This window comes from Streptomyces sp. NBC_00287 (assembly GCF_036173105.1).
GTDB lineage: Bacteria > Actinomycetota > Actinomycetes > Streptomycetales > Streptomycetaceae > Streptomyces.
On record NZ_CP108053.1, the window covers coordinates 3874566 to 3901074 of the forward strand.

Annotated in this window: 19 protein-coding genes and 2 rRNA genes; 9 read left to right on the forward strand and 12 right to left on the reverse strand. The window is 68.7% G+C overall.

Annotated features, from left to right (window positions below; translation table 11 throughout):
• Window positions 1–444 precede the first annotated feature (444 nt).
• Window positions 445–1011: a DJ-1/PfpI family protein gene (locus tag OHT76_RS17580; protein ID WP_328871783.1), complete on the forward strand. Its 567-nt coding sequence runs from the start codon at window positions 445–447 to the stop codon at window positions 1009–1011.
• A gap of 56 nt (window positions 1012–1067) precedes the next feature.
• On the opposite strand, the gene OHT76_RS17585 is transcribed toward OHT76_RS17580, so the two are convergent.
• Both OHT76_RS17585 and OHT76_RS17590 read right to left on the reverse strand, forming a co-directional pair.
• Window positions 1068–1736, reverse strand: a complete 669-nt coding sequence (locus tag OHT76_RS17585) for an HAD family hydrolase (RefSeq protein ID WP_328871784.1) — start codon at window positions 1734–1736, stop codon at window positions 1068–1070.
• 46 nt (window positions 1737–1782) lie between these two features.
• Window positions 1783–2310 carry a DUF6912 family protein gene (locus tag OHT76_RS17590; protein WP_328871785.1) on the reverse strand — a complete coding sequence of 176 codons (528 nt, stop codon included), beginning with the start codon at window positions 2308–2310 and terminating at the stop codon, window positions 1783–1785.
• 333 nt (window positions 2311–2643) lie between these two features.
• Between OHT76_RS17590 and OHT76_RS17595 the strand changes: the two genes are divergently transcribed.
• Window positions 2644–3216, forward strand: a complete 573-nt coding sequence (locus OHT76_RS17595) for an Rv3235 family protein (RefSeq protein WP_328871786.1) — start codon at window positions 2644–2646, stop codon at window positions 3214–3216.
• A gap of 103 nt (window positions 3217–3319) precedes the next feature.
• Here OHT76_RS17595 and secA read toward each other — a convergent pair whose 3' ends face one another.
• Window positions 3320–6166, reverse strand: coding sequence for a preprotein translocase subunit SecA (gene secA / locus OHT76_RS17600; protein WP_328871787.1), 2847 nt, complete (start codon window positions 6164–6166; stop codon window positions 3320–3322).
• A 267-nt stretch (window positions 6167–6433) separates the two neighbouring features.
• On the opposite strand from secA, the gene OHT76_RS17605 reads away from it, so the two are divergent.
• Both OHT76_RS17605 and OHT76_RS17610 read left to right on the forward strand, forming a co-directional pair.
• Window positions 6434–7036, forward strand: a complete 603-nt coding sequence (locus tag OHT76_RS17605; RefSeq protein ID WP_328871788.1) for a GNAT family N-acetyltransferase — start codon at window positions 6434–6436, stop codon at window positions 7034–7036.
• A gap of 89 nt (window positions 7037–7125) precedes the next feature.
• Window positions 7126–8298: a winged helix-turn-helix domain-containing protein gene (locus OHT76_RS17610; protein ID WP_328871789.1), complete on the forward strand. Its 1173-nt coding sequence runs from the start codon at window positions 7126–7128 to the stop codon at window positions 8296–8298.
• 16 nt (window positions 8299–8314) lie between these two features.
• Here the strand turns inward: OHT76_RS17610 and OHT76_RS17615 are convergent, their stop codons facing one another.
• From OHT76_RS17615 to mtnA, 7 genes are all read right to left on the reverse strand, one after another.
• A complete protein-coding gene (locus OHT76_RS17615; RefSeq protein WP_328871790.1) occupies window positions 8315–9061 on the reverse strand; it encodes a response regulator transcription factor in 747 nt (248 codons plus the stop codon).
• Window positions 9062–9262: 201 nt separating this feature from the next.
• The gene (hpf, locus tag OHT76_RS17620; RefSeq protein WP_443049802.1) at window positions 9263–9955 is read right to left on the reverse strand and encodes a ribosome hibernation-promoting factor, HPF/YfiA family; all 693 of its coding nucleotides are present in this window, start codon (window positions 9953–9955) and stop codon (window positions 9263–9265) included.
• A 315-nt stretch (window positions 9956–10270) separates the two neighbouring features.
• Window positions 10271–11164 carry a ComF family protein gene (locus OHT76_RS17625; protein WP_328871791.1) on the reverse strand — a complete coding sequence of 298 codons (894 nt, stop codon included), beginning with the start codon at window positions 11162–11164 and terminating at the stop codon, window positions 10271–10273.
• A gap of 219 nt (window positions 11165–11383) precedes the next feature.
• Window positions 11384–13222 carry an LpqB family beta-propeller domain-containing protein gene (locus OHT76_RS17630; RefSeq protein ID WP_328871792.1) on the reverse strand — a complete coding sequence of 613 codons (1839 nt, stop codon included), beginning with the start codon at window positions 13220–13222 and terminating at the stop codon, window positions 11384–11386.
• Window positions 13212–15275 (reverse strand): MtrAB system histidine kinase MtrB, encoded by a 2064-nt coding sequence (gene mtrB, locus OHT76_RS17635; protein ID WP_328871793.1) that lies wholly within the window; start codon window positions 15273–15275, stop codon window positions 13212–13214. Before mtrB ends, OHT76_RS17630 begins: the two co-directional genes overlap by 11 nt.
• Window position 15276: 1 nt before the next feature.
• Window positions 15277–15966: a two-component system response regulator MtrA gene (mtrA, locus tag OHT76_RS17640; protein ID WP_015659998.1), complete on the reverse strand. Its 690-nt coding sequence runs from the start codon at window positions 15964–15966 to the stop codon at window positions 15277–15279.
• A gap of 168 nt (window positions 15967–16134) precedes the next feature.
• The gene (mtnA, locus tag OHT76_RS17645; RefSeq protein WP_328871794.1) at window positions 16135–17277 is read right to left on the reverse strand and encodes an S-methyl-5-thioribose-1-phosphate isomerase; all 1143 of its coding nucleotides are present in this window, start codon (window positions 17275–17277) and stop codon (window positions 16135–16137) included.
• A 141-nt stretch (window positions 17278–17418) separates the two neighbouring features.
• Between mtnA and OHT76_RS17650 the strand changes: the two genes are divergently transcribed.
• The 5 genes from OHT76_RS17650 to OHT76_RS17670 are packed head-to-tail and all read left to right on the forward strand — an operon-like array spanning window position 17419 to window position 23014.
• On the forward strand, window positions 17419–18747 hold the full coding sequence (locus tag OHT76_RS17650) for a hypothetical protein (protein WP_328871795.1): 1329 nt from the start codon (window positions 17419–17421) through the stop codon (window positions 18745–18747).
• A gap of 4 nt (window positions 18748–18751) precedes the next feature.
• A complete protein-coding gene (locus tag OHT76_RS17655; RefSeq protein WP_328871796.1) occupies window positions 18752–19522 on the forward strand; it encodes a DUF4129 domain-containing protein in 771 nt (256 codons plus the stop codon).
• Window positions 19519–20715, forward strand: a complete 1197-nt coding sequence (locus tag OHT76_RS17660; protein WP_328871797.1) for a DUF4350 domain-containing protein — start codon at window positions 19519–19521, stop codon at window positions 20713–20715. Before OHT76_RS17655 ends, OHT76_RS17660 begins: the two co-directional genes overlap by 4 nt.
• Window positions 20715–21704, forward strand: coding sequence for an AAA family ATPase (locus OHT76_RS17665; protein WP_328871798.1), 990 nt, complete (start codon window positions 20715–20717; stop codon window positions 21702–21704). Before OHT76_RS17660 ends, OHT76_RS17665 begins: the two co-directional genes overlap by 1 nt.
• Window positions 21704–23014, forward strand: a complete 1311-nt coding sequence (locus OHT76_RS17670; protein WP_328871799.1) for a DUF58 domain-containing protein — start codon at window positions 21704–21706, stop codon at window positions 23012–23014. The genes OHT76_RS17665 and OHT76_RS17670 overlap by 1 nt, the downstream gene beginning before the upstream one ends.
• 81 nt (window positions 23015–23095) lie before the next feature.
• Here OHT76_RS17670 and rrf read toward each other — a convergent pair.
• Both rrf and OHT76_RS17680 read right to left on the reverse strand, forming a co-directional pair.
• A 5S ribosomal RNA gene (gene rrf / locus OHT76_RS17675) occupies window positions 23096–23212 on the reverse strand.
• A gap of 92 nt (window positions 23213–23304) precedes the next feature.
• A 23S ribosomal RNA gene (locus tag OHT76_RS17680) occupies window positions 23305–26427 on the reverse strand.
• Window positions 26428–26509 lie beyond the last annotated feature (82 nt).

The following is a 26509-nucleotide window of genomic DNA, read 5'->3' on the forward strand; positions in this document are numbered from 1 at the left end:
GCGAGGTGAGATGAGCGGGGGGATATCAGCCAAAATCGGCGCGACCGACGGGTGTGACACTGCTCTCCGCAGCGCCGTCACCGAGGGGTTGCGCGCCGCCGTGGGAACTCTCTCGTCCCCAACCCGCCCGCGAAGACCAGCGACCACCACCCGGCCACGGATGTCATCCGTGCTCACCGGGCGCAGGGCAGGGGCTGGAACGCCCCCGCGAGCTATCGCGCTGATCACGCCACAAGGCTATCGCTGATTACCGGGGGGCCGTCATGAGCCGTATGTGTACAAAACCGGGGGTGGAAGTTTGACGTTCTGCACAGGAGCGGAGGTGTGGGAGGTGGCGTATCAGCCATACGCGGGCCCCCTTGGCAAGCTCCGCCGATGGAGGCACGTTGCCAGAGAGCCCGACGGAGTCGCAGTCCACGGCCGAAAAAGGGGAGCGCACCAGACATGACAGCGAAAATCCTCATCGTCACCGGCGACGCAGCGGAGTCACTGGAGGTCCTGTACCCCTATCAGCGCCTCCGCGAGGAGGGCTACGACGTCCATATCGCCGCCCCCGCCCGCAAGAAGCTCCAGTTCGTCGTCCACGACTTCGAGCCCGGCTTCGACACGTACACGGAGAAGCCCGGCTACACCTGGCCCGCCGACCTGGCCTTCTCCGAGGTGGACCCCGGCGACTACGCCGCCGTGGTCATCCCCGGCGGCCGAGCCCCCGAGTACCTCCGCAACGACCCGGAACTCCGCAAGATCCTCAAGTCCTTCATCGACGCGGACAAACCGATCGCCCAGATCTGCCACGGCCCCCTGCTTACGGCCGCCATCGACGGCCTACGAGGCCGCCGCGTCACGGCGTACCCCGCCCTGGAACTGGACATGCAGTCAGCCGGCGCGATCTTCCAGGACGCGGAAGCGGTGGTGGACGGCACCCTGGTCTCGTCCCGAGCCTGGCCGGACCACAGCGCCTGGATGCGGGAGTTCCTGACGGTACTGCGAGCGAAGGCGCCCGTGACGTAACGAGCCCACCGCACACCGCCGCTGCGGTCACTCGCGTCGCAGCGGCGGCCGACCGGCTACGCCGCCAACCGCTCCGCCTCCGCGACCGCCTCGTCCAGCGTGTCCACCACCGGAACCCCCGCACCCTCCAGACTGGCCCGGCTGTGCGACCCCCCGGTGTACAACACGGCCCGCGCCCCCACATGCAGCGCCGCCACCGCGTCATCGGCCGCGTCCCCGATCACCACGGTCCGCCCCGGATCCACCCCGCCCAGCGCCCCGAGATGCCGCACCATGTGCTCGGCCTTGCTCCCCCCAGAGGGCCCGGTCCGCCCGTCCACCCGTATGAAGTGCGCCTCGATCCCGAACCCCCGCACCAACGGCACAAGCTCCTCATGCCCGTACATGCTGAGAATCGACTGACTACGCCCGGCCGCGGCCCCCCAGTCGGCCAGCAGCTCGGTCACTCCCGCGGTCAGCCCGCACCGCACCCGATGCTCGGAGTAGTACCGATGAAAGGTCGCATCCATGACCTCCCACTCGGCATCGGTGGGCAACCGCCCCAGCAACCGCTCATAGAACTTCGGCACCGGCACGCAGTACAGCGCCCGGTACTGCTCCATCGTGATCGGCTCAAGCCCCAGCTCGGCGAACGCCGCGTTCGTGGCCCCGATGATCGCGTCGTTGTCATGGAACAGCGTCCCGTTCCAGTCCCAGACGATGTGCGCCCCTACTCGCTTCCCCATGCCCAAAAACGTACCCGCCCCCACTGACAATCAAGAGAACCGCAGGTCACGGACGGGAAGCCCCGCCGAGCCCCACCAGGTTCGGAATCTCCTGCGTCGCGTACCACAGCAGCTCATGGTCCTCGGCCCCGTCCACCACGAACTGGGCGTCGTCGTCCCCACCGTCCGCCGCCTCCAGCGCCTGAACCGCGGCGGCCACATCCGCCTCCGCGTCGCCCGCGTCGACATGCACGGCCGCCGCCTTCCCGAGCGGCACCGGCCCCGCGACCCGCACCTCACCGAGCGCCGCAGGATCCAGCCCCCGGTCGGGATCGGCCGTCGCCGCCCCGTCGGGCACGTCGACGGCGACCACCACCCGCCGTCGCACCGCCCCGGAATCCGCCGCCAGCAATCGCAGCGACGCCACCGCGGCCCGGTTCAGCGCCGCGTACTCCAGCTCCTCGATGTCGTCCGAGAGGTACCACTCGCGCAACGCGGGCGTGACGGCGTAGGCGAGCACAGGCCCGCCCCCCAGTTCGCCCGTCTTGTACGCCTCGGCGAGACCAGGAAGGGTCAGGGGGACGTAGACGCGCATGGCTGGCCGCTTTCGTGGTCGGAGGCTCCGCAACAGTCCCCGGAGAGGGCGTTCCCGCACCTCCCGAAGGGCCTTCAGGATACGTGCGGCCGTCCCCTTTCGAGCCCCCACCCGCGCCCCCGCGGCCGTCCACTCACGTCCGGAAACTCACCCGGCCCACCCCCACGATCCCGGCCCCGAGCACCCCCGAGGTCATCCGGATAGGTGAAGATTCCGGACCCCCGACCCGCCCCCGCACTTCGTTTGATGCCCGGCGCCCGCGCCCCGTACAAGATCCCCAACCACAAAGTTACTGCCCGGTAGACATCCCGGGCCGACCCACCGGGGGCACCCATGAACAAGGTCATGACGAGGGCGAAGAACCACCCCGGCGCCCGCCCGCCGGGCCGCCGCGACCCCCGCCGCCCCGGCGGCACCCCACCTCGCACCCCGATCGCAGGCAGGCCCCGCGACAACCACCCCCCGACGAGCACCACCCCCACCGCCACGAGAAGCACTCAGCAGGCGGCCCCCGCCGTCCCACCCCAGACCTCTCGCCGCCCCGTACCACCCGCCGTCCCTCAGCCCCGCCCCACCGACGTCTTCGCCGACCGCCTCCTCGCTGTCCTGAGCGGACAACGCCCGGTGCACTGCATGCTCCGCCACACCGCCGGCCGCGCCTACGACGACCTGGCCTGGCTCGCCGAACGCGGCCCCCTGCGCACCACCCGCGGCACCCGACCGGTGGTCCGCGACATCGGCTACTACGTCCCCTCCCCCGGCGCCATCGAGGCCTTCGCCCGCATCGGCGCCGGCAACCGCCTGCGCGCGATGGCCTTCCGCCTGGAACAGGGCCGGGACCTGCGCTGGCGCTGTACGGCCGTGGAACTCGGCGGCCCCACCCGGCCCAGCGCCAACGACGACTGAGGGCGCCCGAGACCGCCGTACGACCTCATGCCGAAGGGCCGGGGCACCCGACGGTGACCCGGCCCTTCACAGCCCCTGAGACGCCCTTCCGGGCGCTGCGGGACTACTTCTTACGGCGTCGCCCGCCCCGCGACTGCTTGCGCCGCTCCGCGCGCGTGAGGCCGTCCGCCTCCGAGCGCACCGGCTCCTCGTCGTCGGACCAGTCGCTCTCGACGGTGCCGCCCGCGCCGTCCACGGTCGGCGCGGAGAGGTGCAGGTTGCGCCGCTGCGGAGCGTCAAGACCCTTCGCGCGGATCTCCGGACGCGCGCCCGCCTGCGCGGGAACGCCATCCTGCGCAGCCTTCTCCAGCGTCGGCCTGGCCTCCTCGACCGGGACCTCCTCGACCTGCTGCTCGACCTGGACCTCCAGGTTGAACAGGTAGCCGACGGACTCCTCCTTGATGCCCTCCATCATGGCGGTGAACATGTCGAAGCCCTCGCGCTGGTACTCGACCAGCGGGTCCTTCTGGGCCATCGCGCGCAGGCCGATGCCCTCCTGGAGGTAGTCCATCTCGTAGAGGTGCTCGCGCCACTTGCGGTCCAGCACCGACAGCACGACCCGGCGCTCCAGCTCACGCATGATCTCGGAGCCGAGCTGCGTCTCACGCGCCGCGTACTGCTCGTGGATGTCGTCCTTGATGGACTCCGAGATGAAGTCGGCGGTGAGCCCGGCACGGTCGCCGGCCGCCTCCTCCAGCTCCTCGATGGTGACCTTCACCGGGTAGAGCTGCTTGAAGGCGCCCCACAGCCGGTCCAGGTCCCACTCCTCGGCGAAGCCCTCGGCGGTCTCCGCGGTGATGTAGGCGTCGATGGTGTCGTCCATGAAGTGCTGAACCTGCTCATGCAGGTCCTCGCCCTCCAGGACGCGGCGGCGCTCGCCGTAGATGACCTCACGCTGGCGGTTGAGGACCTCGTCGTACTTCAGAACGTTCTTACGGGTCTCGAAGTTCTGCTGCTCGACCTGCGACTGCGCGGATGCGATCGCGCGCGTGACCATCTTGTTCTCGATCGGCACATCGTCCGGGACGTTCGCCATCGACATCACGCGCTCGACCATCTGCGCCTTGAACAGACGCATCAGGTCGTCGCCCAGGGACAGGTAGAAGCGGGACTCGCCCGGGTCGCCCTGACGGCCGGAACGACCGCGGAGCTGGTTGTCGATACGACGCGACTCGTGCCGCTCGGTGCCGAGGACGTACAGACCGCCGAGGTCCTTGACCTCCTCGAACTCGGACCGCACGGCCTTCTCGGCCCGCTCCAGAGCGGCGGGCAGCGCAGCGGCCCACTCCTCGATGTGCTCCTCGGGGTCGAGGCCGCGCTGGCGCAGCTCCGCCTCGGCGAGGTCCTCGGGGTTGCCGCCGAGCTTGATGTCCGTACCACGGCCGGCCATGTTGGTGGCCACGGTCACGGCGCCCCTGCGGCCGGCCTGGGCGACGATGATCGCCTCACGGTCGTGCTGCTTGGCGTTCAGCACCTCGTGCTGCACGCCGCGCTTGCTGAGCTGCTGCGAGAGGTACTCGGACTTCTCGACCGAGGTCGTGCCGACGAGGATCGGCTGGCCCTTCTCGTGCTTCTCGACGATGTCGTCGACGACCGCCTCGAACTTCGCGACCTCGGTGCGGTAGATCAGGTCCGACTGGTCCTTGCGGACCATCGGCTTGTTGGTCGGGATCGGGACGACGCCGAGCTTGTAGATCTGGTGGAACTCGGCGGCCTCGGTCATCGCCGTACCCGTCATGCCGCACAGACCGGGCTGTTCCTTGCCGTCGTGGTCGTGGCGCTTGTAGAGGCGGAAGAAGTTCTGGAGGGTGATCGTGGCGAGCGTCTGGTTCTCGTCCTTGATGTCCACCCCTTCCTTCGCCTCGATCGCCTGGTGCATGCCCTCGTTGTAGCGGCGGCCGGCGAGGATACGGCCGGTGTGCTCGTCGACGATCATGACTTCGCCGTCCATGACGACGTAGTCCTTGTCCTTCTTGAAGAGCTCCTTGGCCTTGATGGCGTTGTTCAGGTAGCCCACCAGAGGCGTGTTCACCGACTCGTAGAGGTTGTCGATGCCCAGCCAGTCCTCGACCTTGGAGACGCCGGGCTCGTGGATGGCGACCGTGCGCTTCTTCTCGTCGACCTCGTAGTCGCCGGTCTCCTCGATGCCCTTGAGCTGGTTGCCGGGCTCGCCCCGCTTCAGACGGGTGACCAGCTTGGCGAAGTCGCCGTACCACTTGGTGGCCTGGTCGGCCGGGCCGGAGATGATCAGCGGCGTACGGGCCTCGTCGACGAGGATGGAGTCGACCTCGTCGACGATGGCGAAGTTGTGGCCGCGCTGGACGAGCTCGTCCTTGGACCACGCCATGTTGTCGCGCAGGTAGTCGAAGCCGAACTCGTTGTTCGTGCCGTACGTGATATCGCAGTTGTACTGCTCGCGGCGCTGGGCCGGCGTCATATTGGCGAGGATGCAACCGACGTTCAGGCCCAGGAACTTGTGGACGCGGCCCATCATTTCGGAGTCGCGCTCGGCCAGGTAGTCGTTGACCGTGATCAGGTGGACGCCCTTGCCGGACAGCGCGTTCAGATACGCGGGCAGCGTGCCGACGAGGGTCTTGCCCTCACCGGTCTTCATCTCGGCCACATAGCCGAGGTGGAGGGCGGCGCCACCCATGATCTGGACGTCGTAGTGACGCTGGCCGAGTGCGCGCTTGGCGGCCTCGCGGACGGTGGCGAAGGCCTCGGGGAGCAGGTCGTCGAGGGTCTCACCGTCGGCGTAGCGCTGCTTGTACTCCTCGGTGAGCGCCCGCAGCTCGGCGTCGGAGAGGTCGACGAAGTCCTCTTCGATGGAGTTGACCTGGTCCGCGATGCGGTGCAGCTTGCGCAGGATCTTGCCTTCGCCTGCACGCATGATCTTCGAGAGGACGGACACGGGGGTTGGTCTCCTTGCCGGTCGGGCCTGGGACGGTCGGTTTCATTTGACTTGGCTGAGCAACGGCCATCGTATGCGAGGACCCCGCCACGCCGGGAGGCCTGCCGAGACCGCGACCGTCCGCTGCTTCATATCTCTTCGAAAGGGACAACGGACGGGCGCCGCGGATGGTGCCGCACGGTGCCGACGAATTACGCGAATTGTGATCACCCGCTCACGCACGGCAATTACCTGGCGTCTACGACCGCCCCCGAGCAGAATCGGCCGATGGACCCCGTGACGCTGACCACCGACCGCCTCCTGCTGCGCACGGTCGGCCCGTACGACACCGACGCCGTGTACCGCGCCGTACAGGACCCCGACATCCAGCGCTGGACCACGATCCCCTCGCCCTACCTCCCCGAACACGCCAGAAGCTTCACCGAGCAACTGGTCCCCGACGGCTGGGCGGACGGCACCATGTTCACCTTCGGCGTCTTCCTCCCCGAAGGGGAGGACCTGGTCCCCGAAGGGGAGGACCTGGTCGGCATGCTCGGCCTGACGATGCGCGCCCTGGGCGTGGCCGAGATCGGCTTCTGGACGGCAAAGGAACACCGCGGCAAGGGCTACACCTCAGAGGCAGTCCTCACCGCCGCCCGCTGGTCCTTCACCGCGGCCTCCATCGACCGAGTGGAATGGCGAGCCGAGGTAGGCAACACGGCATCCCGCGCGGTAGCCGAACGAACCGGTTTCACCATCGAAGGCACGATGCGCTCCGCGATCAACAACAAGGGCGTACGCAGAGACTGCTGGGTCGGCTCCCTGCTCCCATCAGACTTGGCCCTGCCGTCGACGGCCCCGTATTTGCCGGCACGAAACCAGTCGGCGTAGCTGCGGGCAGTCGTGCCGCGGGGGCGGCGCCCGCTGCCAAACCCCCAGCTCAGCCCCCGCTGTCAGTCCCACCCCCTATCGTGCGAGCCATGACGACCCCGCGCCCCACCACCGATCTCTCGGCAGACGAGGCCCGCCGCATCGCCCTCCGCGCCCAGGGCCTCCTCGGCACCCCCGACCGCAGATCCGGCGTCCGCGGCATACTCCGTCACCTCGGCGCGGTCCAACTCGACACCATCTCGGTCCTCGCCCGCTCCCACGAACTCATCCCCTACGCCCGCCTGGGCGCGGTAGGCCGCAAAACAGTCGAGCAGGCCTACTGGAAGGACACGCACGCCTTCGAGTACTGGTCACACGCCGCCTGCATCCTCCCGGTCGAGGAATGGCCCCACTTCGCCTTCCGCCGCCGCGCGTACCGCAACCGCCCCCACTGGGGCCATGAACTCCCCGACGGCGCCTACGACCAGGTGATCAAGCAGCTCACCACCGAAGGCCCCCTCACCGCCACGGAGTTGGGCGGCGCGAAGAAAACCGCCGACTGGTGGGACTGGTCCGGCTCGAAGGTCGCCGTAGAGCGCGCCCTGATGCACGGCGAGGTCGTCTGCGTGGAACGCCGCGGCTGGAAGCGCGTGTACGACCTCGCGGAACGCGCCATCCCCGACGCCCTGCTGCACGACGAGCTGGACGACACCGAGTGCCTGCGCCGCCTGGTCCGCCTGGCCGGCCAGTCCCTCGGCGTCGGCACCCGCGCGGACATCGCCGACTACCACCGCCTCAAGGGCGAGCAGGTCGACGCGGTGATCGCCGACTCCGGCCTGGTCCCGGTCACCGTGGAGGGCTGGGCCAAACCCGCCTGGGCGGACCCCGCGGCCCTGGCCACCCCACCGCGCGGCCGCCACCGCACCACACTCCTGTCCCCGTTCGACTCCCTGATCTGGGATCGGGCGCGCACGGAGCGGATCTTCGGCTTCACCCACCGCCTGGAGGCCTACGTCCCCCGGCAGAAGCGCATCCACGGCTACTTCGCGATGCCGGTCCTGGCAGGCGGCCGTCTCGTCGGCCGAGTGGACCCGGCCCGCGAGGGACGCACGCTGGTGGCCAAGCAGATCACCCTGGACGGCCCGAAGGCGGTCCCGGCGGTGGCCCAGGCCCTGGTGGAGGCGGCGAGCTGGGTGGACTGCACGGACGTACGCGTGGAGCGGGTCGATACCCCGGAGCTGCGCGAGCCCCTCACCCACGCGCTCACCGGCCTGCTGGCCTGACCTCCAGCGGCCCGGCCTACCGGATTTCGAGGATCTTCTCCCGCATCGCGTACACCACGGCCTCCATCCTGGAGTGCAGCTGCAGCTTCTCCAGGATGTTGCGCACATGGTTCTTCACGGTGTTCTCGGAGATGAACAACTCCTTCGCGATATCGCGGTTGTTCATGCCCGTGGCGACCAGCTTGAGTACCTCGAGCTCACGGTCGGTCAGCCGCGGCGCCGGAACCAGCCGGCGCTCGTCCGTCCGCTGGATCATCGACTTGAACTCGGTGAGCAGCTTCGACGCCATGGACGGGCTGATCTGCGACTGTCCGTCCGCCACCGCGCGAATGGCGGTGGCCACCTCGTCCGTGGAGATCTCCTTGAGGAGATAGCCGGTCGCGCCCGCCTTGATCGCGTCGTAGAGATCGGCCTCCTCGTCGCTGATCGTCAGCATGATGATCTTCGCGCTGGGAGCCACCTCCTTGATGGAGGTGCAGGCCTCGATCCCGCCCCGCTTCGGCATCCGCACATCCATCAGCACGATGTCGGGCAGCAGATCGGCGGCCTTGTCCACCGCCTCGGCGCCGTCCCCCGCCTCGCCGACGACCTGGATGTCCTCCTCGGCCGCGAGCACGATCTCAAGGCCACGGCGGAAGAGGGCATGGTCGTCCACGACGAGAACTCTGATCGGCTCCTTGCGTGACGAGCCCGTGTCCGGGCCCAGGCCGACGACGTCGCCGTCGGCATCCTCGTCCCGCATCGGTCCGAAGGTGTCCGCCATCGTTCCTCCCCCTGAAGGCTGTGGCTGGTCAGGTGCCATCGCCAACCCAAGGCAGCGGCCCACCGGTTGAGCCGGTGCAGCCATGATTTCATGCCCGGACGACACCGCGGTGACAGAGCGGGCGCGAAGTGGTCGCACACCGGTGCCCCTGGGGGCGCACACGCGCTCCAGGGGCACCCGCTCGCTCGTCAGCCGGGTGGCTCAGCCGCCCAGCATGCCACCGGCCGCCTGGGTCTCCACCTCGGCGACCATCGGGTCGGTGTTGAGGTGGATGACGCCGTAGTCGTAGGCGTGCCGTCGGTAGACGACACTCGGTTCCTTGGTCTCGGAGTCGACGAACAGATAGAAGTCGTGCCCGACCAGCTCCATCTCGTAGAGGGCTTGGTCGAGGGTCATCGGGGAGGCGACATGCGTCTTCTCGCGAACGACGAGGGGTCCCTCGCCCTTCACTTCCAGCGAGCCGATCTTCTTGGTGGGAACGCCGTCCGACTCTTCCTCCTGGAAGGAGTGGCCGTTCCCGTTGAGCGTCGCCGCGCCCGGGACGTGGTCGGGGACCTCGGCTGCCGTGGCCCGGCGCGCGCCTCGGCGCGAGTAACGCTTGTCGTGCTGCTTGCGCAGCCGCGCGTCCAGCTTTTCCGCCGCCAGGTCCAGCGCCGCGTACGGATCGCTGGCCGCTGCCTCCGCCCGGATCACCGGACCGCGGGAGCGGAGCGTGATCTCCACTCGGTCACTGCGGTCGGCCTGTCGGGGGTTGGGCTCCTTGGACACCTCGACGTCGAGGCTGATCACCTTGCCATCGAGCTTCTGGATCTTCTCCAGCTTCAGCTTCTCGGCCACGTGCTTGCGGAACCGCTCGGGCACCTCGGTCTTGCGGCCCTTGACGACGATGTCCACGCAGAACTCCGTTCCCGGATCGCTCCGCTCCAGCGGCGGAGCATCTCCCTTTTGCACCAGGCTCCGGCGATCCCCGGAACCTCGGACTCGGTGACTTCCACCTCCTCCTCCCCCATGGGCAAGATCTCCACCCCGCCGGCTCGGGTGAATACGGATAACCCGCAGCACGGCATTCGGATATGAGAGGGGTGGCCTGCGCCTTTCTCTCACAACCGAACATATCTCGCCCGGACGGATGTCGTCACCCTCTACAGCGGCCTACCTCCGTTCAGGTGAATTAGCCCTCTCATTACCTGCAACGATGCAAGTTCGCAGTCAGTTCCGGTTTATTTCGAAAGCGTCCGGCGAAGCCGCCACGACGGCCGCGCACAGCACGTCACCTGCGCGGTTACCGCCCGCCATTCCCGGCACCCCGTGCATCCGTACCGCCTCCGCCATCACTCCCGTACTCCGTTCCCCTCTGTCTTCCCGACTTCCCGCCGTGCACACCGCGTTTGGCCCCTCACCGCGGCCAATCGGCCGTACCGCCCCGCCCGCCCCGGCCGGCCCACCACGCGCCGCCCCTTCCCGCACCGCACGCGCCGCCTCCGCCAGGGAGGCACCGGTCGTCATGAGATCGTCGACCAGCACCACCGAGCCGCCGCCCAGCAGCCGCTCACCACCCGGCGTCACCATCAGCGCGCCCGCCAGATTGTCCAGCCGCTGCCGGGAGTTGAGCCCCGACTGATCGGCCACGGCACGCCGCTGCCGCAGTACGGCGAGCACCCGCGCGGGAGTACCGGTCCGCCGTAGCTCGGCCGCCGCCGCGAGCGCGATCCGCCGCGCCGGATCATGCCCCCGCGCCCGCACGGCCCGCCGCGCCGACGGCACCGGCACCAGCAGCACCGGCGTGGCACTCCGGGCCAGGCCGGACGGCGCCCGCAGCCCCGCCCGCACGGCCCCCGCGAGCGCCGAGCCGAGCGGTGCCGCCAGAGCCAGCGCGCCGCGCTCCTTGTGGGCCAGCAGGGCGGCACGTACCTCGTCCGCGTACCGAGCGGCCGCGTGCACCACGGGCAGCCCGGGCGGCTCCGGCACCGGTCGCACCCGGCACGGTGCGGCGCCGGTCAGGGCCGTACGGCACTCCGGGCAGAGCACCGTACGAGGCCTCCCGCAGCCTCCGCACTCGGCCGGCAGCACCAGATCGGTGAGGTCCTGCCACCACCCCCGCATGCCCACCACTGTGCCAACACCGGCGCCCACCGGCCACCCCTGTGGACAACTGCCTGTGGATAACTCCGGACGGCGAAGTCGCACGGCGGCGCAAGCCCACTCGAAGGCCGTCGGAGCCCCTCTCGAAGGCCCCTCTCGAAGGCCGCCAAGAGCCCTTTCGGAAAGGGAAACGGCCGCCTCGGTCAGAAGCGGCCGTCGCACACCCTCAGCAGCCCGCGCTCACCCCGGATAAACCGGCGCCGTCCCGTCCGTCACGACCTTCTGCCACTGCGCCCCGGACTGCAGCCGCACGATGCCGTCCTCCGAGTACGCCACCAGCGGCAACCGGTCGTCCTCCGTCGCGGCGATCTCCTTCACCCCGGTCAGCGCGGCGGGCGCCGGCCCCTCCGGAGTGGATCCGTCGACCTGGACGTACCGCACGGTCTGCACCCCGTCCTGCTCACGCCCGACCACCACGAGCCGGCTGTCACCCGCCCACGACACGGTGGTGACCTCCTCCAACTCGGGTGTAGCGGACCGCAGTTCCATGATGGACACGGTCGGCCGGTCCTCGCCCGGCTTGGTCTCGCGCTCGATCCGCCCGATGAGCAGCGAGGACGTGTCGCCCTTCGCGACGACGAGCGCGATCCGCACACCGTCCGCGGCAACGCGTACCGACTCGATGCGCCCGTCGAGCCCCGGGGTCTTCACCTGAAGCGGCTCGCCCGCGCCGTTCTCCAGCAGAAGCAGCCGCGGGTCTTCGGGGTTCCGGTCGGCGACCCAGAGGTCGTGCCGGGCGTCCCAGCTGGGCGTCGTCAACCGGTCATCGGTCGTCCTGCCCGTACTGCGCAGCACCGGCTCCCCGAGGGACCCTCCCGACACCAGCGAGCCGACGTACAGCTGCTTGCCGTCCTCGCCGACCCCGGCCGCCATCTCCTCGCCGCGCGAGACGGCGGCGGACCGCAGCTGCGTCTGCCCCTCGCCCAGCGCACCCGGCACCGCCTCCGGTGTCGTGGCGCCCTCCTCGGCCGGCATCCGCACGAGCCGGTGCTTGTCGTCGACGTAGTACAGGTACTCGACGTCTTCCGTGGACCCGCGCGCGGCCGCGCCCTCGGCCCGCTCCTCGGTGAGCGAGCACAACTGCTTGCCACCCGACTCCAGCTCGACCTCGTCCACCGAGGGGGTGAGGCTGCGCAGGGTGAACAGGAGCTGCGCGGCCATCTCGGTGCACTTGCTCAGCCCGACCCGGGCAGCCCTGTCGTTGAGCGGCACGGTCAGCTTGTTCTGCTCGTCGGGCGTCAGCGTGGTGATGCCCTTCTGCAGCGCCGTGCCCGTGGGGAAGCTCGTCCTGACCACGGGGCTGAGCCAGGTGGTGGGCCCCTTCAGCAGGGAACGCACCATCTGCGTCATGGGGTCGACGCGCTCACGGACGTAGACGGGATCGGCGACCGCCGCCGTCTGACCGCTGCCGCCCGCCGAGGTGTTCGAGGCGAAGTAGTACTTGTTGACCGACGTGTAGTTGCGCTCGAAGTCACCCTGGCCCATGACGACGCCCTCAGGCAGCTCGTCGATGCGCCACTGCTTGGTCTTCGGATCCTGCGTGAGATGCAGCAGCGCCTCATAGAGCCCGTCCGCCGGGGCGTACGACTGCTGCTCGTCCACCGTGGCGACCTTGCTGCCGCTCAGCGTGAACGAGGTCTCCCCGGTGTCCTCCCGCCCCCGCGCCCTGGGCAGCTCGAAGGCGTCCGGACCGTCCGCGAGGACCGTCGTGCCCGTTTTGGGCCGCCATGCCTTCGCCGCGTCCTCGGTCAGATACTGGCTGGCGATCTCATAGTTCGGATCGTCGCTGGTCAGCGCCTCCAGAAAACCCTGGACGAGTTGCGTGGGCGTGGCGTCCTCCGAGGGCGGCATCGCGAAGACCCGTACCTGGGTGTCCTGGCGCGGCGTGGAGTCCACCCCGCTCAGATCCCCGCTGTCGGGCATCGAGGCGCACCCGGCCAGCAGTACGGCGCCACAGGCGGCGTACGCCACCGCGCGCCCCGGCCTGCGCCGGGCGCCCCCCTCGCGGTCAGCGCCCACGAAATGCCTCCCCTTGCCTGCTCGGGCCCTCCGCGGACCCTGCATCCTCACCGCGCGCGCTCTCACCGGAGGGCGTGTCGTCCTGTCGCCGTGGTCCCGACGCGGGCCGGGGCACCACGCGCGCCCCATTGCCCGGCAGAGCCGTTGGATCGGCTGTAGGAGCCGCTCCGGTCAGCCGTTGGGCTATCGGGTCCCGGGACGCCATCGCGGACGCCTGGTCGGCCGTCTGCTGCGCCGGCACGGTCGCGCTCTTCTCCCCGCGCGGGAGACCGGCGTCATCCAGGCCACGATTACGGCGCGAGTCCTTCGGCTCCAGCGGTATCGGCGAGCCCCGCAGCGGCTCGTCCGCGGTCCGCGGCAGCGTCAGCCGGAACTGGGAGCCGCCGCCCGGCTCGCCCCAGGCCTGCAGCCAGCCGCCGTGCAGCCGGGCGTCCTCCAGGGCGATGGACAGCCCCAGACCAGTTCCGCCGGTGGTACGCGCGCGTGCCGGGTCGGCCCGCCAGAAACGGCTGAACACGCGCGTGGCCTCGCCGGGCTTGAGCCCGACGCCATAGTCGCGCACGGCGACCGCGACCGCACCGCCCGCAGAGGCGAGCTTGACGACCACGTCCCTGCCCTCGCCGTGCTCCACGGCGTTGACGACGAGATTGCGCAGCACCCGCTCCACGCGCCGGGCATCGGCCTCGGCGACGACGGGCTGCTGGTCGCCCACTACGCGGATGTGCGTGCCCTTGCGCTCGGCGAGCGGCTCGGCCCCGCTGACGACCCGCCGGACGACCTCCCGCAGATCGATCGGCTCGGCCTCCAGCGCCGCCGCTCCCGCGTCGAACCGGCTGATCTCCAGCAGATCCGCGAGCAGCGACTCGAACCGGTCCAGCTGGTCGGCGAGGAGTTCCGCCGACCGCGCGGTCACCGGGTCGAAGTCCTCCCGCGCCTCATGGATGACATCAGCCGCCATCCGTACGGTCGTCAGCGGCGTCCGCAGCTCGTGCGACACGTCGGAGACGAACCGCCGCTGCATCCGCGACAGGTCCTCCAGCTGCTGGATCTTCAGCTGAAGGTTCTGCGCCATCTTGTTGAAGGCCTCACCGAGCCGCGCGATGTCGTCCTCGCCAGTGACCTTCATCCGCTCCTGAAGCCGCCCGGCGGACAGCCGCTCGGCGATCCCGGCTGCCATCCGCACCGGCGTCACCACCTGGCGCACCACAAGCCAGGCGATGGCCCCGAGGAGTACGACGACGAAGAGCCCGGCGGTCGCCAGCGTGCCCTTGACCAGGCTCAGCGACTTCTCCTCCTGCGTGAGCGGGAAGAGGTAGTAGAGCTGGTACGGGTCGCCGTTCGGATCGTTGACCTGCTTGCCGATGACAAGGGCCGGCTGGGACTCCTTGTCGGCGTTGTAGATGATCCGCGTGTAGCTCTGGGCCGCCGCGGTGCCGCTGTCGATCCGCTCCCGCAGGTTCTCGGGCACGCTCGCGGTCGGGTCGACGTAGTTGGAGGCGCGCGGACCACGCCCACCGCCGCTGTCCCCGCCTGCGGGAAGGGTCACCACTTCGAAGGCGCCCTGGCCGCCGCTGGAGAGCTGCTCCACCAGGTCGCTCATCCACTGGATGACGTTCTGGTCGGAGCGGCCGTCCGTCGCGGTGCCGTCGTCGCCCGTCCCGGCAGCGCCCGCCTCGTCGGATTTCTGCTTGGCCGCGGAGAAACCGCCGGTGGCCTGGCTCTGCGAGGCCTTCACCTTGGCGTCCAGCAGGCCGTTGCGCACCTGCCCGATGACGACGAAGCCCAGCAGCAGGACCACGCCGAGCGACATCAGCAGGGTCGTGACGACGACCTTGAGCTGGATGTTGCGCCGCCACAGCCGCATGACGGGCAGCAGCGGCCGACGCACCCAGCGCATGAACAGCCGAAGGACCGGGCTGCCCTGGACCCCGCCCTGGAGCAGCCCGCCCTCCAGAAACCGTCCCCAGCGGGAGCCTGCCGTCCCCCGGCCGACAGGCCGCCCCCCGCGGGACCCGGACCGGCCGGGCGCCGAAGCGGCACTGTCACCGGACATGTCAGCTCGGCCCCGCCTTGTACCCGACACCACGGACGGTCACCACGATCTCCGGCCGCTCCGGGTCCTTCTCGACCTTGGACCGCAGCCGCTGCACATGGACATTGACCAGACGGGTGTCGGCGGCGTGCCGATAACCCCACACCTGTTCCAGCAGGACCTCTCGGGTGAACACCTGCCACGGCTTGCGCGCCAGCGCGACCAGCAGGTCGAACTCAAGCGGCGTCAGCGCGATCGACTGCCCGTCCCGCTTCACGGAGTGACCGGCCACATCGATGACCAGATCGCCGATGGCGAGCTGCTCCGGCGCCGGCTCCTCCGACCTCCGCAGCCGCGCCCGGATCCGGGCGACCAGCTCCTTCGGCTTGAACGGCTTCACGATGTAGTCGTCCGCGCCCGACTCCAGGCCCACGACGACATCGACGGTATCGCTCTTGGCCGTGAGCATCACGATCGGCACACCCGACTCCGCCCGGATCAGACGGCACACCTCGATGCCGTCCCGTCCGGGCAGCATCAGGTCGAGCAGCACCAGATCGGGCTTGGTCTCACGGAAAGCGGCCAGCGCCTTGTCGCCGTCAGCTACGAAAGACGGCTCGAAACCTTCACCACGCAGCACGATGCCGAGCATCTCGGCCAGTGCGGTGTCGTCGTCGACGACAAGGACTCGTCCCTTCATAAACGACATCATCCCATTCTCGTAACAGTGACCGGGGCGCTGGTGAGCGAGGTCACTGGCCTGTGACGATAGTCGTATGGGGTCGCTACTGTCTGCCCTCGCCCATCGATCATGGTGTCAACGGGTGGATGTCGGCCGCCCGCCGCAGGCCGGCCGCCGACACTCGAAACCCGACCGGCCTCAGCCGATCGTCACCTCCGGCGACCTGGCACACACCTCCGCCAGCGCCTCAGCCGTCACCGGCGACACCACACCCTCTTCCGTCACGATCGCCGTCACCAGCTCCGGCGGCGTCACATCGAAGGCCGGGTTGTAGGCCTGCGTCCCCAGCGGCGCCACGGGTATCCCGCCGCCCGGTCCCGTCACCGGCACCTGCGGCGCGGTCACCTCGGTCACCTCGAACCCGGCACGCTGCTCGACCTCGATGGACGCCCCGTCGGGCGTGTCCGGATCCACCGTCGTCACCGGCGCCACCACGATGAACGGCACATGGTGGTACCGCGCGAGCACCGCGAGCGGATAACTCCCCACCTTGTTCGCCACCGACCCGTCAGCGGCGATCCGGTCCGCCCCGATCAGCACGGCGTCCACCTCACCGGCCGCGAACAGCGACCCCGCCGCGTTGTCCGTCAGCAAGGAGTAAGCCATCCCGCTGCGGGCCGCCTCGTACGCCGTCAGCCGGGCGCCCTGCAGCAGCGGACGCGTCTCGTCCACCCACAGTCGCCGCAACTGCCCCACCCGATGCGCCGCCAGCGCCACCGCGAACGCGGTGCCCTCCCCGCCGGACACCAGCGAGCCGGTGTTGCAGTGGGTCAGGATCCGGTGCCCGCCGCCGGGCAGCAGTTCGTCCAGCAGCGCCAGCCCCCGCTCGGCCATCCGCGCACTGGCCTCGGCATCGTCCCGGTGCAGCTTCCTCGCCGCGGCCAACGCCGCCTCGGCCGCCTTCCCCGCGTCGCCGCTCCTCGCCAACTCGGCCCGGTGCGCGGCCTGCGCCCTGCGCACACCGACGGAAAGATTCACCGCGGTGGGACGCGCCCCGGCCAGCGCGTCGGCGGCGTCGTCCACGTCGAAGCCCCGCACGGCGGCGAGCGCGACACCGTACGCCCCCGCGATCCCGAGCAGCGGCGCCCCGCGCACGGCGAGCGAACGGATCGCCTCCACCAGCACCGGCGCATCCGTACAGACCAGTTCGACCTCCTCTGCGGGCAGCCTCGTCTGGTCGAGAAGCACCAGTACGGGGCCTTCGGGTGGCTCTTCCCAGCGGATCACCGGTATCTCGGTGGGCCGCTTGTCCTCGCCGGATTGCGCGTGCTGATCAGCCATGCGGTCAGTCTGCCCGTTATCCGGCGGACAATTGAAGGTGTGCAGCCCATACCTTGGCCGGTCACTGGATGACCACCCCATGGCACGATGGCTGCCAACCTGCCGCCGCGACCCGCGGACGGGCACCGTGAAGGAGCGACGATGAACGACACTCCGGGCTGGGCCTCGCCCGGATCCGCCCCGTCCGACGGGCAGGAGCACGGCGCGTCCGGCCCTGCCCGGCCCGCCGACCGCCCGGAGCCCGACCAGCCCGCGGACCAGCCCGGCCCGCAGCCGCAGGATCCGGGCTCGAAGTGGTCCAAGGAGCAACCGCCACCGGCCCAGTGGTCCGCACCCACCGGCCCCGCGGCCCCGGAACAGACCCCACCGCCCCCACCGCCTGGACCGGGTTGGGGCAGCCGCCCTCCGGCCGGACCCGGTGGCGGCCCCGGAGGCTACGGCGGTCCCGGCGGATACGGGGCCTGGGGCGGCGGTTGGGGCGGCCCCCCGCCCGCGGCCAAGCCCGGCGTCATCCCGCTGCGCCCGCTCGGCGTCGGTGAAATCCTCGACGGCGCCGTCTCCACCATGCGCGCCTACTGGCGCACGGTGCTCGGCATCGCCCTCACCGTCGCGGTCCTCACCGAGATCGTCGTAGTCCTGCTCCAGGGCTTCTTCCTGAACGACCGCATCGACACCGACGCCCTCGAAGACCCCAGCGCCACGTTCAGCGAACTCAGCCGCGCCCTGGGCGACGCCATGCTCAGCTACGGCGTCATCTCCCTGATCTCCCTGATCGGCACGATCGTGGCGACCGCCCTGCTCACCACCGTCACCAGCCGCGCCGTCCTCGGCAAGTCGGTGACCATCGGCGAGGCCTGGAACGACGCCCGCCCGCAGGTCGCCAGGCTGTTCGGCCTGATCTTCCTGCTCCTGCTCATCGCCTTCGGCATCGTCGCCGTGGGCGTCCTGCCAGGCATCCTGGTGGCCGCCGCGGGCGCCGGCGAAGCGGGTGCCGCGCTCACCGCCGTGGGCAGCCTGTGCACCGTCGTCGTCGCGATCTGGCTGATGGTCCGCTTCTCCCTCGCCTCGCCGGCGCTGATGCTGGAGAAGCAGGGCATCGTGAAGTCGATGAGCCGTTCCACCAAGCTGGTCCGCGGCTCCTGGTGGCGGATCTTCGGCATCCAGCTGCTGGCCATGCTCATCGCGAGCATCCTCGCGTCGATCATCGCCATCCCGTTCGTCTTCCTGGCCGACGCCTTCGGCGGCGACAGCGTGGGCGGCCTCCTCGACAGCGGCGGCGACCTCGGCTGGACGTACCTCATCGTCAGCGGCGTCGGCTCGGTGATCGGCTCCATGATCACTTTCCCGATCTCGGCGGGCGTCACCGTGCTCCTCTACATCGACCAGCGCATCCGCCGCGAGGCTCTCGACCTCGAGCTGGCCCGCGCCGCCGGCGTCCAGGGCTACGGATCCGACACCCCGGGGAGCTGAATCGGTGAGCCTGGCGGGGGGAGTTCTCACCACGGCGCCGGCCCTGCCGCGCGCTGCCGTACGGATGTCGCTGAACGTCAAAGACGTGCTGTCGCTCGCGCGCTCCGGCGACGAACCACCGGTGACGATCCCACGCGACCCCGCGCGAGAGGCAGCCCGGCGGGAGCTGTCCAAGCGGATGTACCACGAGAACGACCCCGGCCTGTTCCAACGCGCCCTCGACGCCTTCTGGGGCTGGGTCAACGACCTGTTCAGCAGCGCGTCGGCCGTAACCCCCGGAGGGCCGCTCGGCCTGGTCGTGGTCATCCTGGCCGTACTCGCCGTCCTGGGCGCCCTGTGGTGGCGCCTCGGCACCCCGCGCCGTGAACCCACCTCCTCCGCCGCCCTGTTCGACGACCGCCCCCGCAGCGCCGCCGAACACCGCGCCACCGCCGAGGCCCACGCCGCCCAGGGCCACTGGAACCAGGCTGTCCAGGAACGCATGCGGGCCATCGTCCGCTCCCTGGAGGAACGCGCCCTCCTCGACATCCGCCCCGGCCGCACCGCCGACGAGGCCGCCGCCGAAGCGGGCCGCGCCCTGCCCGCCCACACAGACCGACTGCGCACCGCCGCACGGGACTTCGACGACGTGACATACGGCGGCCGAGCCGCAACCGAGCCGACATACCGGCGCATCGCCGAACTCGACCACGACCTAGAGCGCACGAAGCCCCAGCTCACCACCACCAGCGCCCACAGCGCGGCCCCCAACACCCGCCAGGGAGCCGCCGAATGACCACCGAGGCCACGCTCCCGTCCACCTCGGTCTCGCCCACGGCCCGCCAGGTGTGGACCCGCGCGCGGGGCATCGCCCTTGCCCTCGTCATCCTCCTCGCGGGTGCCGTCGCCATCGCCGTGATTCGCTCCGACGCCCGGCACGGCACCCTCGATCCACGCTCCGCCGATGCCCAGGGGAGCCGCGCGGTCGCCGAACTCCTCGCCGACCGAGGGGTGTCCACGCGCGTGGTCACCACCCTCGACGAGGCACGTGCCGCGGCCGGCCCGGACACCACTCTCCTGGTCGCCGTCCCCGACTTGCTGACGGAACGTCAACAAACGTCGCTGCACTCCACGATCGCCGAATCCGGCGGCCGAACCCTCCTCGTCGCACCCGGCAGCTGGTCCGTCGAACGACTCGCCCCCGGCGTCGTCGCCGATCCCGCCAAGAGCCTGGACTCCGCACTCCAGCCCAACTGCGACCTGCCCGCGGCCCAGCGCGCCGGCGCCGCCGACACGGGCGGCATCCGCTACACCACCACCCACCTCCAGGCCGACTCCTGCTACCCGAGCGAGCGCCTGGCCACCCTCCTGCGCATCCCCAGCACCTCCGGGGACGGCGACACAGTCGTCCTCGGCGCGCCCGACATCCTCTACAACGACCGCCTCGACGAGCAGGGCAACGCCTCGCTCGCCCTCCAACTCCTCGGCTCCCGCCCCCATCTGGTCTGGTACCTCCCCTCGCTCTCCGACTCCACCGCCGCCGACTCCGAGGGCGAGCGCGGCTTCTTCGACCTGCTCCCCTCGGGCTGGCTCTGGGGCACACTCCAGCTCTTCATCGCGGCAGCTCTCGCCGCCCTCTGGCGGGCACGCCGACTGGGCCCCCTCGTGCCCGAAAAACTCCCCGTGGCGATCCGCGCCTCCGAAACCGTCGAAGGCCGCGCCCGCCTCTACCGCAAGGCGGACGCCCGCGACCGCGCGTCCGCCGCTCTTCGCTCCACCACCCGCACCCGCCTCGCCCCCCTAGTAGGCGTCCCCGTCACCCAGGCGCACACGCCCGAAGCCCTGCTCCCCGCCCTGTCCTCCCACCTCCGCGGCGACGGACAGGTCCTGCACGCCCTCCTCTTCGGCCCGCCGCCCGGCGACGACGCAGCCCTCATCTCCCTCGCCGACCAACTCGACGCCCTCGAAAGTGAGGTACGCCGTCCATGATGGACCCGACCACTGACAACGCCGGGCAGAGCGGGGACCGGCCCGATTCCCGGGCATCCCTGGAAGCCCTGCGCGCCGAGATCGCCAAAGCCGTGGTCGGCCAGGACCCCGCCGTGACCGGCCTTGTCGTCGCCCTCCTCTGCCGCGGACACGTTCTACTAGAAGGAGTCCCCGGGGTCGCCAAAACGTTGCTCGTCCGCGCCCTCGCATCCGCACTCGAACTCGACACCAAGCGCATCCAGTTCACTCCCGACCTCATGCCGAGCGACGTGACCGGCTCCCTGGTCTACGACACCCGCACTGCGGAGTTCTCCTTCCAGCCCGGCCCGGTCTTCACCAACCTCCTCCTCGCGGACGAGATCAACCGCACGCCCCCGAAGACCCAGTCGTCCCTCCTCGAAGCCATGGAGGAACGCCAGGTCACCGTCGACGGCACCCCCCGCCCCCTCCCCGAGCCCTTCCTGGTTGCCGCCACCCAGAACCCGGTCGAGTACGAGGGCACCTACCCCCTCCCCGAAGCCCAACTGGACCGCTTCCTCCTCAAGCTCACGATCCCCCTGCCCTCCCGCCAGGACGAGATCGCCGTCCTCACCCGCCACGCCGAGGGCTTCAACCCACGCGACCTGCGCGCCGCCGGCGTACGCCCCGTAGCCGGCCCGGCCGACCTCGAAGCCGCCCGCACGGCCGTCGCCAAGACCACCATCTCGCCCGAGATCACGGCCTACGTCGTCGACATCTGCCGCGCCACCCGCGAATCGCCGTCCCTCACCCTCGGCGTCTCCCCGCGCGGTGCGACGGCCCTCCTCGCCACCGCCCGCGCGTGGGCATGGCTGACCGGCCGGGACTACGTCATCCCCGACGACGTGAAGGCCCTGGCCCTGCCCACCCTCCGCCACCGCGTGCAACTCCGCCCGGAAGCGGAAATGGAAGGCGTGACGGCCGACTCCGTCATCAACGCGATCCTCGCCCACGTCCCCGTCCCCCGCTGATGGCACTCACCGGACGCGCCGCGCTCCTCGCAGCCCTGGGCTCCCTCCCCGTAGGCATCTGGGAACCCAGCTGGGCCGGCATCCTCGCGGTCAACGCCCCCTTGGCAATGGCCTGCGCCTGCGACTTCACCCTGGCCGCCCCCGTACGCCGCCTCGGCCTGAGCCGCTCCGGAGACACCTCCGCGCGCCTCGGCGAGACCGCCGACGTCACGCTCACCGTGACCAACCCGTCCGGCCGCCCCCTGCGCGCGCACCTCCGCGACGCCTGGCCGCCGAGCAGCTGGCAGCCCGGCACGGAGATCGAGGCCTCCCGCCACCGCCTGACGGTCCCACCCGGCGAACGCCGCCGCCTCACCACGCGCCTACGCCCCACCCGCCGCGGCGACCGCCAGGCCGACCGCGTGACCATCCGCTCTTACGGCCCACTCGGCCTCTTCACCCGTCAGGGCACACACAAGGTCCCGTGGACGGTACGTGTGCTGCCACCATTCACCAGCCGCAAGCACCTCCCGTCCAAGCTCGCCCGCCTCCGCGAACTCGACGGCCGCACGAGCGTCCTCACCCGAGGCGAAGGCACGGAATTCGACAGCCTTCGCGAGTACGTCCCCGGCGATGACACCCGCTCCATCGACTGGCGCGCTACGGCCAGACAGTCCGCGGTCGCCGTACGCACCTGGCGCCCCGAGCGCGACCGCCACATCCTCCTGGCCCTCGACACCGGCCGCACCTCGGCGGGCCGCGTGGGCGACGCCCCACGCCTCGACGCCTCCATGGACGCGGCGCTCCTCCTGGCGGCCCTGGCCTCACGCGCCGGCGACCGCGTCGACCTCCTCGCCTACGACCGCCGGGTCCGCGCCCTGGTCCAGGGCCGAACCGCCGGCGACGTCCTGCCGTCCCTGGTCAACGCCATGGCCACACTGGAACCCGAGCTCGTCGAAACAAACGCCCGCGGCCTGACCGCGACAGCACTTCGTACGGCCCCCCGCCATGCCCTCATCGTCCTCTTCACGAGCCTCGACGCGGCCCCGATCGAAGAGGGCCTGCTCCCGGTTCTCCCGCAACTGACCCAGCGCCACACCGTCCTCGTGGCATCGGTGGCGGACCCGTATGTCGCCCGTATGGCCAAAGCCCGCGGCAACACCGACTCCGTCTACGAGGCCGCAGCCGCGGCCCAGGCGCAGAGCGAACGCCATCGCACGGCAGCCCAACTACGTCGGCACGGCGTCACAGTCGTCGACGCGACGCCGGACGAATTGGCACCTGCACTGGCGGACGCATATCTGGCACTGAAGACTGCGGGTCGACTCTGAGGAGCCCGGAAAGGACTCGATGAAAGGCCCTGGAAATGCAAAAAGGCCCACACCGTAAGGTGTGGGCCTTTCTCAAAATTTGTTCGGCGGCGTCCTACTCTCCCACAGGGTCCCCCCTGCAGTACCATCGGCGCTGTAAGGCTTAGCTTCCGGGTTCGGAATGTAACCGGGCGTTTCCCTCACGCTATGACCACCGAAACACTATGAAACTGTGAACTGCCGCACCACACCGTGACCATGGCATGGGGCTGTTCGTGGTTTCAGAACCAACACAGTGGACGCGAGCAACTGAGGACAAGCCCTCGGCCTATTAGTACCGGTCAACTCCACACGTTACCGTGCTTCCATATCCGGCCTATCAACCCAGTCGTCTACTGGGAGCCTTACCCTCTCAAGGAGGTGGGAATACTCATCTCGAAGCAGGCTTCCCGCTTAGATGCTTTCAGCGGTTATCCCTCCCGAACGTAGCCAACCAGCCATGCCCTTGGCAGGACAACTGGCACACCAGAGGTTCGTCCGTCCCGGTCCTCTCGTACTAGGGACAGCCCTTCTCAATATTCCTACGCGCACAGCGGATAGGGACCGAACTGTCTCACGACGTTCTAAACCCAGCTCGCGTACCGCTTTAATGGGCGAACAGCCCAACCCTTGGGACCGACTCCAGCCCCAGGATGCGACGAGCCGACATCGAGGTGCCAAACCATCCCGTCGATATGGACTCTTGGGGAAGATCAGCCTGTTATCCCCGGGGTACCTTTTATCCGTTGAGCGACGGCGCTTCCACAAGCCACCGCCGGATCACTAGTCCCGACTTTCGTCCCTGCTCGACCCGTCGGTCTCACAGTCAAGCTCCCTTGTGCACTTACACTCAACACCTGATTGCCAACCAGGCTGAGGGAACCTTTGGGCGCCTCCGTTACTCTTTAGGAGGCAACCGCCCCAGTTAAACTACCCATCAGACACTGTCCCTGATCCGGATCACGGACCCAGGTTAGACATCCAGCACGACCAGACTGGTATTTCAACGACGACTCCCCCTGAACTGGCGTCCAGAGTTCACAGTCTCCCAGCTATCCTACACAAGCCGAACCGAACACCAATATCAAACTGTAGTAAAGGTCCCGGGGTCTTTCCGTCCTGCTGCGCGAAACGAGCATCTTTACTCGTAGTGCAATTTCACCGGGCCTATGGTTGAGACAGTCGAGAAGTCGTTACGCCATTCGTGCAGGTCGGAACTTACCCGACAAGGAATTTCGCTACCTTAGGATGGTTATAGTTACCACCGCCGTTTACTGGCGCTTAAGTTCTCAGCTTCGCCACCCCGAAGAGTGACTAACCGGTCCCCTTAACGTTCCAGCACCGGGCAGGCGTCAGTCCGTATACATCGCCTTACGGCTTCGCACGGACCTGTGTTTTTAGTAAACAGTCGCTTCTCGCTGGTCTCTGCGGCCACCCCCAGCTCACCGTGTAAAACGGATCACCGAGTGTGGCCCCCCTTCTCCCGAAGTTACGGGGGCATTTTGCCGAGTTCCTTAACCATAGTTCACCCGAACGCCTCGGTATTCTCTACCTGACCACCTGAGTCGGTTTAGGGTACGGGCCGCCATGAAACTCGCTAGAGGCTTTTCTCGACAGCATAGGATCATCCACTTCACCACAATCGGCTCGGCATCAGGTCTCAGCCTTGATGTGCGACGGATTTGCCTATCGCACGGCCTACACCCTTACCCCGGGACAACCACCGCCCGGGCTGGACTACCTTCCTGCGTCACCCCATCACTCACCTACTGCAAGTCTGGTCCGTCGGCTCCACCACTCCCCTTTGCCCGAAGGCTCCGGGGCGGCTTCACGGACTTAGCATCGCCTGGTTCAGTGTTTGACGCTTCACAGCGGGTACCGGAATATCAACCGGTTATCCATCGACTACGCCTGTCGGCCTCGCCTTAGGTCCCGACTTACCCTGGGCAGATCAGCTTGACCCAGGAACCCTTAGTCAATCGGCGCACACGTTTCTCACGTGTGTATCGCTACTCATGCCTGCATTCTCACTCGTGAACCGTCCACCACTGCCTTCCGGCGCGGCTTCACCCGGCACACGACGCTCCCCTACCCATCACAGCGGGCGTTGGCCCTATTGCTGCAATGACACGACTTCGGCGGTACGCTTGAGCCCCGCTACATTGTCGGCGCGGAATCACTAGACCAGTGAGCTATTACGCACTCTTTCAAGGGTGGCTGCTTCTAAGCCAACCTCCTGGTTGTCTGTGCGACTCCACATCCTTTCCCACTTAGCGTACGCTTAGGGGCCTTAGTCGATGCTCTGGGCTGTTTCCCTCTCGACCATGGAGCTTATCCCCCACAGTCTCACTGCCGCGCTCTCACTTACCGGCATTCGGAGTTTGGCTAAGGTCAGTAACCCGGTAGGGCCCATCGCCTATCCAGTGCTCTACCTCCGGCAAGAAACACGCGACGCTGCACCTAAATGCATTTCGGGGAGAACCAGCTATCACGGAGTTTGATTGGCCTTTCACCCCTAACCACAGGTCATCCCCCAGGTTTTCAACCCTGGTGGGTTCGGTCCTCCACGAAGTCTTACCTCCGCTTCAACCTGCCCATGGCTAGATCACTCCGCTTCGGGTCTTGAGCGCGCTACTATACCGCCCTATTCGGACTCGCTTTCGCTACGGCTTCCCCACACGGGTTAACCTCGCAACACACCGCAAACTCGCAGGCTCATTCTTCAAAAGGCACGCAGTCACGACCCATTGGGTAAACCCAATGAGCGACGCTCCCACGGCTTGTAGGCACACGGTTTCAGGTACTATTTCACTCCGCTCCCGCGGTACTTTTCACCATTCCCTCACGGTACTATCCGCTATCGGTCACCAGGGAATATTTAGGCTTAGCGGGTGGTCCCGCCAGATTCACACGGGATTTCTCGGGCCCCGTGCTACTTGGGTGTCTCTCAAGCAAGCCGCTGATGTTTCGACTACGGGGGTCTTACCCTCTACGCCGGGCCTTTCGCATGCCCTTCGCCTACATCAACGGTTTCTGACTCGCCTCACAGCCGGCAGACTGTGAAAGAGAGATCCCACAACCCCCACGACGCAACCCCTGCCGGGTCTCACACGTCGTAGGTTTGGCCTCATCCGGTTTCGCTCGCCACTACTCCCGGAATCACGGTTGTTTTCTCTTCCTGCGGGTACTGAGATGTTTCACTTCCCCGCGTTCCCTCCACATACCCTATGTGTTCAGGTATGGGTGACAGCCCATGACGACTGCCGGGTTTCCCCATTCGGAAACCCCCGGATCAAAGCCTGGTTGACGACTCCCCGGGGACTATCGTGGCCTCCCACGTCCTTCATCGGTTCCTGGTGCCAAGGCATCCACCGTGCGCCCTTAAAAACTTGGCCACAGATGCTCGCGTCCACTGTGCAGTTCTCAAACAACGACCAGCCACCCATCACCCCGAACCCATACAGTCCGAGTGCACTG